This is a genomic window from Methylobacterium tarhaniae, from assembly GCF_001043955.1.
GTDB classification, from domain to species: Bacteria; Pseudomonadota; Alphaproteobacteria; order Rhizobiales; family Beijerinckiaceae; genus Methylobacterium; species Methylobacterium tarhaniae.
The window spans coordinates 1-4,907 of record NZ_LABZ01000317.1; the positions used below are offsets into that span (position 1 = coordinate 1).

Sequence of the window (4,907 nt, forward strand, 5' to 3'; positions counted from 1 at the left end):
CCAGCCGAGCTGCACCGAGAACAGCAGGATCAGGAGCAGGCCCCACCAGAAGATCGGCATCGAGTAGCCGGTGAGCGACAGCCCCATCACCCCGTGGTCGAAGACCGAGTTCCGCTTCAGCGCCGCCAGGATGCCGGCCGGCAGGCCGACGAGGAGCGCGAACAGGATCGCGCAGACGCCGAGCTCGACGGTTGCCGGAAACAGGCTGGTGAATTCCGAGATCACCGGCTCCTTGGTGCTGATCGAGCGGCCGAGATCGCCATGGGCGAGCCGCTCGAGGTAGATGCCGTATTGCACGAGCAAAGGCTTGTCGAAGCCGTACTCGGCGCGGAGCGCCGCGTGCCGCGCCGGGTCGATGCCCCGCTCCCCCGCCATCGTCTCGATCGGGTCGCCGGGCACCAGGCGGATCAGGAAGAACGCCACCAGGGTGATCCCGAGGAAGGTCGGGATCACCAGGGACGCGCGGGTCAGGAGGAAGCGGAGCACGCGGGCGCCTTTACTCGAGCAAGACTCTTACTTGAGGCTCACGCCGTAGAAGGTGTGGCGGCCGAACGGCGACAGCTTGAAGTCCACCACCTCCTTGCGGACCGGCTTCAGCTGCACCGCATGCGCGATGGTGAACCACGGCGCCTGCTCCTTGAACACCACCTGGGCCTGCTCGTAGAGCTTGGTGCGCTCGGCCTTGTCGCTGATGGTCTTGGCCTTGGTGACGAGGTCGTCATAGCTCTTGTCGCACCACTTGGCGGCATTGCCGCCGCCCTTCTCCGCCGCGGCGCAGCCGAGCAGGGTGTGGAGGAAGTTGTCGGGATCGCCGTTGTCGCCGGTCCAGCCGAACATCGCGGTCTGGTGCTCGCCGTCCTGGATGCGCTTGCGGTACTCGCCCCACTCGTAGGACTTGATCTCGGCCTTGACCCCGATCTTGGCGAGGTCGGCCTGCATCAGTTCGGCGATGCGGCGGGCGTTGGGGTTGTAGGGCCGCTGCACCGGCATCGCCCACAGGTCCATCGAGAAGCCGTCGCCGAGGCCCGCCTCGGCGAGCAGCTTCTTGGCCGCAGCCGGATCGAAGGGATCGTCCTTCACCGCGTCGTTGTAGGACCACAGGGTCGGCGGGATCGGGTTCTTGGCCGCAATGCCGGTCGAGAGATAGACCGCGTCGATGATCGCCTTCTTGTTGATCGCCATGTTCAACGCCTTGCGCACGCGCACGTCGTCGAACGGCTTCTTCTTGGTGTTGTAGGCGAGGTAGCCGATGTTGAGGCCCGGCTGCTCCAGCACCTGGACGTTCGGGTCCTTGCGCATCGCGTCGATGTCGGCCGGGTTCGGGTACGGCATGACGTGGCACTCGCCCTTCTGGAGCTTGGCCCAGCGCACCGACGAATCCGGCGTGATGGCGAAGACGAGGTCGTCGAGGGCGGCCTTGCCGGCATAGTATTGCGGAAAGGCGCGGTAGCGGACGATCGCGTCCTTTTGATATTGCAGCAGGTAGAACGGACCGGTGCCGATCGGATCCTGGTCGAGCTTGTCCGGCGTGCCGGCCTTCATCATCGCGTCGGCGTATTCCTTCGACTGGATCGCCGCGAAGGGCATCGCGAGGTCGGCGAGGAACGGCGCCTCGGGCTGGGTCAGGGTGAAGCGGACGGTGTAATCATCCACCTTGTCGAGCGACGCGAGGAGCTTGGGCAGCCCCATATCGTTGAAATAGGTGTGGTTGGCGCTGGTCACCCGGAAGAACGGGTGGTTCTCCTTCCATTGCCGCTCGAACGAGAAGATCACGTCGTCGGCATTGAAGTCACGGGTCGGCTTGAAGATCTTGTTGGAATGCCACTTCACGCCCTTGCGCAAGGAGAAGGTGTAGGTCTTGCCATCCTCGGACACGTCCCACTTCTCGGCGAGGTCCGGCACCACGTTGGTGGTGCCGCGCTCGAAATTGACGATGTTGGAGTAGATCTGGGAGCTGGCGTCGAACGAGGTGCCGGTGGTGTTCACCGCCGGATAGAAATTCTCCGGGCTGCCCTCGGAGCAGTAGACCAGCGTCTTGGCGCCGGCCGGCAGGCTTGCCGCCAGGGCGGTCGCGGCACCGAGAACCACCGCCAGGGACGCGCGCTTCATTCTTGTTCTCCACTTCCGTGGCCAGGGCCCGGCCTGTCGCCACTTCTGGCGGGTTTCCGCTCATGTCCGCAAGGCCTTGGCGCCTGTGACGCACAGCCGCTCAGCCGTCCGGATGGTTGCCGCCCGGGCGGAGTTGTGTCTGAATCCTGACGGACGAGGCGCCGGGCGCGCCCGGTGCGGATGGGCAGAGGGCCAGTGAAACCGGAGACCACGTCAGCCGCGAAGGAGCCGACGGCCGCCGAGGTCTGCCGCAGCGTCGCGCGCCGGCTCGGCCGGCTGGACGAGTGCCGGCGGCAGGGATGGCCGACCGAGGCCGACGAAGCGGCCCTGCACGCCCTGTGGACCGACCTCGGCCTGGCCTATGCGCGCGAGGTGGCCCGGGTGGCGGACTTGCGCCACCGGATGGCGGCGGAGACGGAGTGAGCGCCGGATCGGGGGCTTCGGTCTTTCGAAGACGGGCGCCCGACCCCTCCCCCTCCGCGGGGGAGAGTTCGGCGGTGGTTCCCTCACCCCTCCACCGCCAGCCCGCACGTCTCCGCGATCTCCCGCGACAGGGCCGCGCGCAGGTCCCGCACCGCCGGATGCCCGGCGCTGGCATAATCCCGCTCCCCGATCCGCCGTACCGGCGCGATCAGCCGCAGGGAGTTGGTGAGGAACGCCGCGTCGGCCCCCGCCAGCGCTTCCGGCGTGATCGGGCGTTCGGCGGGTACGAGGCCGAGGCCGGGGGCCAGGGCGAGCACCCGGGCGCGCATGATCCCGGCGAGCACCCCCTCGCCTAAGGGCGGCGTGACCACCTCGTGCCCGAACACCGCGAACAGGTTGCCGGTGCCGGCGCAGGCGACCCGCCCCGCCGTGTTGAGGAAGGCCGCCTCGTCGTGGCCTTGCCCCGCCGCGACCTCGGCGGCGAGCACCGCGTCGAGGTAGCCGAGCGTCTTGTGGCGCGATGCCGGCGAGGTCTCGTTGCGGCGGATCGCGCTCCAGCCGAGGGATATTTCCGCAAAAGCCGTGCCGGGCCGCAGCGGCGCGGCGCTGGCCCACAGGACGGGGCGGGCTTCGGCCGGCGGGCGCAGGCCCCGCGGGCCGGAGCCACGGGTCACGGTGGTACGGATCGCTGCCCGCTCGGTTCGGGTGGCCAAGGCCCGCATCGCCGTGCGGGCCTCGTCCCGATCGAGCGGGAAGCCGAGGGCGGCGGCGGCGCGGCTCAGCCGCGTCAGGTGCGCCTCCTCCGCCACCACCGTGCCGCCCAAGGCCATGGCGGTGTCGAACACCCCGTCGCCCAGCAGCAGGCCTCGATCGGCGAGGTCGAAGGGCGCCAGACTGCCCTCTTGCAGCTGCCCCTCACGCCACAGCACGGTGCCCCCCTCCCTCCTCGTGCCAGCGCCGGGCCAGCGTCAGGAAATTGCCGAACAGGGCGTGGCCGTGCTCGGTCAGCACCGATTCCGGGTGGAACTGCACCCCATAGGTCGGGTGCCGGCGGTGGGAGAGCGCCATCACCTCGCCCTCGGGCGACACCGCGTCGACGCTCAGGTGCTCCGCCATGCCCGCTTGCGGCGTCACGATCAGCGAGTGGTAGCGCGCGACCGTGAGCGGCGCCGGCAGGCCGCGAAACAGCCCCTCCCCATCGTGCGCGATCGGCGTCGCATGGCCATGGAGCGGGCGAATGGCGCGCTCGACCCGGCCGCCGAAGGCCGCGCCGATGCATTGATGGCCGAGGCAGACCCCCAGCAGGGGCACCTCCCCCGACAGGTCGCGGATCGCCGGCAGCGACACCCCGGCCTCCGCCGGGCTGCACGGTCCCGGCGAGATCACCACGGCTTCCGGGTTCTCGGCCCGGATGCCCGCGACGTCGAGGGCGTCGTTGCGCACCACCCGGGTCTCGGCGCCGAGCTCTTCGAAGTAGCGCACCACGTTGAAGACGAAGGAATCGTAATTGTCGACGACGAGGATCATGCCGCCTCCCCGCTTGCGAAGGCCGCGAGGACCCGCTCGGCCTTGGTCAGGGTCTCGCGGTACTCGGCCTCGGGGTCCGACAGCAGCGTGACCCCGCCCCCGGCCTGGAGCACGGCGCGGGTCTCGTCCATCAGCACGGTGCGGATGGCGATGCTGGTGTCGAGGCTGCCGTCGAAGCCGATCCAGCCGATCGCGCCGCAATACAGCTCGCGGGCATCGCCCTCGATCTCCGTGATGATGTCCATGGCGCGCAGCTTCGGCGCGCCGGTGATCGAGCCGCCCGGGAAGGTCGCGGCGAGGAGGTCGAGCCCGTCCGCCCCCTCCCGCAGGGTGCCGGTGACCGCCGAGACGAGGTGGTGGACCCCCGCATAGGTCTCGAGCCCGCACAAGGTGGGCACCGCGACGCTGTGGGGGGCGCAGATCCGCGACAGGTCGTTGCGCAGGAGATCGACGATCATCACGTTCTCGGCCCGCTCCTTGGCGTTGGCGGCGAGCGCCTCGGCCCGGGCCCGGTCCTCGGCCGGGTCGGCGGAGCGCGGCGCCGTGCCCTTGATCGGCCGGGTCTCGACCTGTCGGCCGTCGAGGCGCAGGAAGCGCTCGGGCGAGGACGAGGCGACGATGAGGCCGTCGACCTCGAGATAGGCCGCGAAGGGCGCGGGGTTGCGCGCCCTCAGGCGGCGATAGAACGCGAAGGCGTCGAAGCCCGGCGGCAGGGCCGCCTCGAAGCGCTGAGAAATGTTGGCCTGGTAGATGTCGCCGGCCCGGATGTAGTCCCGCACCCGCTCGACCGCCCTCGCGTAGGCGTCCGCCGTGAAGTTCGAGCGCCAGGCGAGGGCCGCGACCGGGTG

At 69.7% G+C, this 4,907-nt stretch carries 6 protein-coding genes; 1 reads left to right on the top strand and 5 read right to left on the bottom strand.

Features of this window, described 5'->3' with window-relative positions:
- Together VQ03_RS29510 and VQ03_RS29515 are read right to left on the bottom strand one after the other, a co-directional pair.
- Positions 1–486, bottom strand: a 486-nt coding sequence (locus tag VQ03_RS29510; RefSeq protein WP_048454498.1) for an ABC transporter permease, incomplete at its 3' end; no start/stop codon positions are given.
- A 27-nt stretch (positions 487–513) separates the two neighbouring features.
- The gene (locus VQ03_RS29515; protein WP_048454499.1) at positions 514–2,109 is read right to left on the bottom strand and encodes an ABC transporter substrate-binding protein; all 1,596 of its coding nucleotides are present in this window, start codon (positions 2,107–2,109) and stop codon (positions 514–516) included.
- A 195-nt stretch (positions 2,110–2,304) separates the two neighbouring features.
- Between VQ03_RS29515 and VQ03_RS29520 the strand changes: the two genes are divergently transcribed.
- Positions 2,305–2,532 carry a hypothetical protein gene (locus VQ03_RS29520; RefSeq protein WP_048454500.1) on the top strand — a complete coding sequence of 76 codons (228 nt, stop codon included), beginning with the start codon at positions 2,305–2,307 and terminating at the stop codon, positions 2,530–2,532.
- A gap of 83 nt (positions 2,533–2,615) precedes the next feature.
- Here the strand turns inward: VQ03_RS29520 and VQ03_RS29525 are convergent, their stop codons facing one another.
- From VQ03_RS29525 to pabB, 3 genes are all read right to left on the bottom strand, one after another.
- Positions 2,616–3,461, bottom strand: a complete 846-nt coding sequence (locus VQ03_RS29525; protein WP_048454501.1) for an aminotransferase class IV — start codon at positions 3,459–3,461, stop codon at positions 2,616–2,618.
- A complete protein-coding gene (locus VQ03_RS29530) occupies positions 3,448–4,059 on the bottom strand; it encodes an anthranilate synthase component II (RefSeq protein WP_048454502.1) in 612 nt (203 codons plus the stop codon). The genes VQ03_RS29525 and VQ03_RS29530 overlap by 14 nt, the downstream gene beginning before the upstream one ends.
- Positions 4,056–4,907: aminodeoxychorismate synthase component I (pabB, locus tag VQ03_RS29535; RefSeq protein ID WP_048454503.1), on the bottom strand; the 852-nt coding region annotated here is incomplete at its 5' end. The genes pabB and VQ03_RS29530, both read right to left, overlap by 4 nt.

What these genes read in the sequence shown, in the direction of transcription:
- VQ03_RS29515 (WP_048454499.1), bottom strand. Translation starts at nt 2,109, where the DNA reads ATGAAGCGCGCGTCCCTGGCGGTGGTTCTCGGTGCCGCGACCGCCCTG.
- VQ03_RS29530 (WP_048454502.1), bottom strand. Translation starts at nt 4,059, where the DNA reads ATGATCCTCGTCGTCGACAATTACGATTCCTTCGTCTTCAACGTGGTG.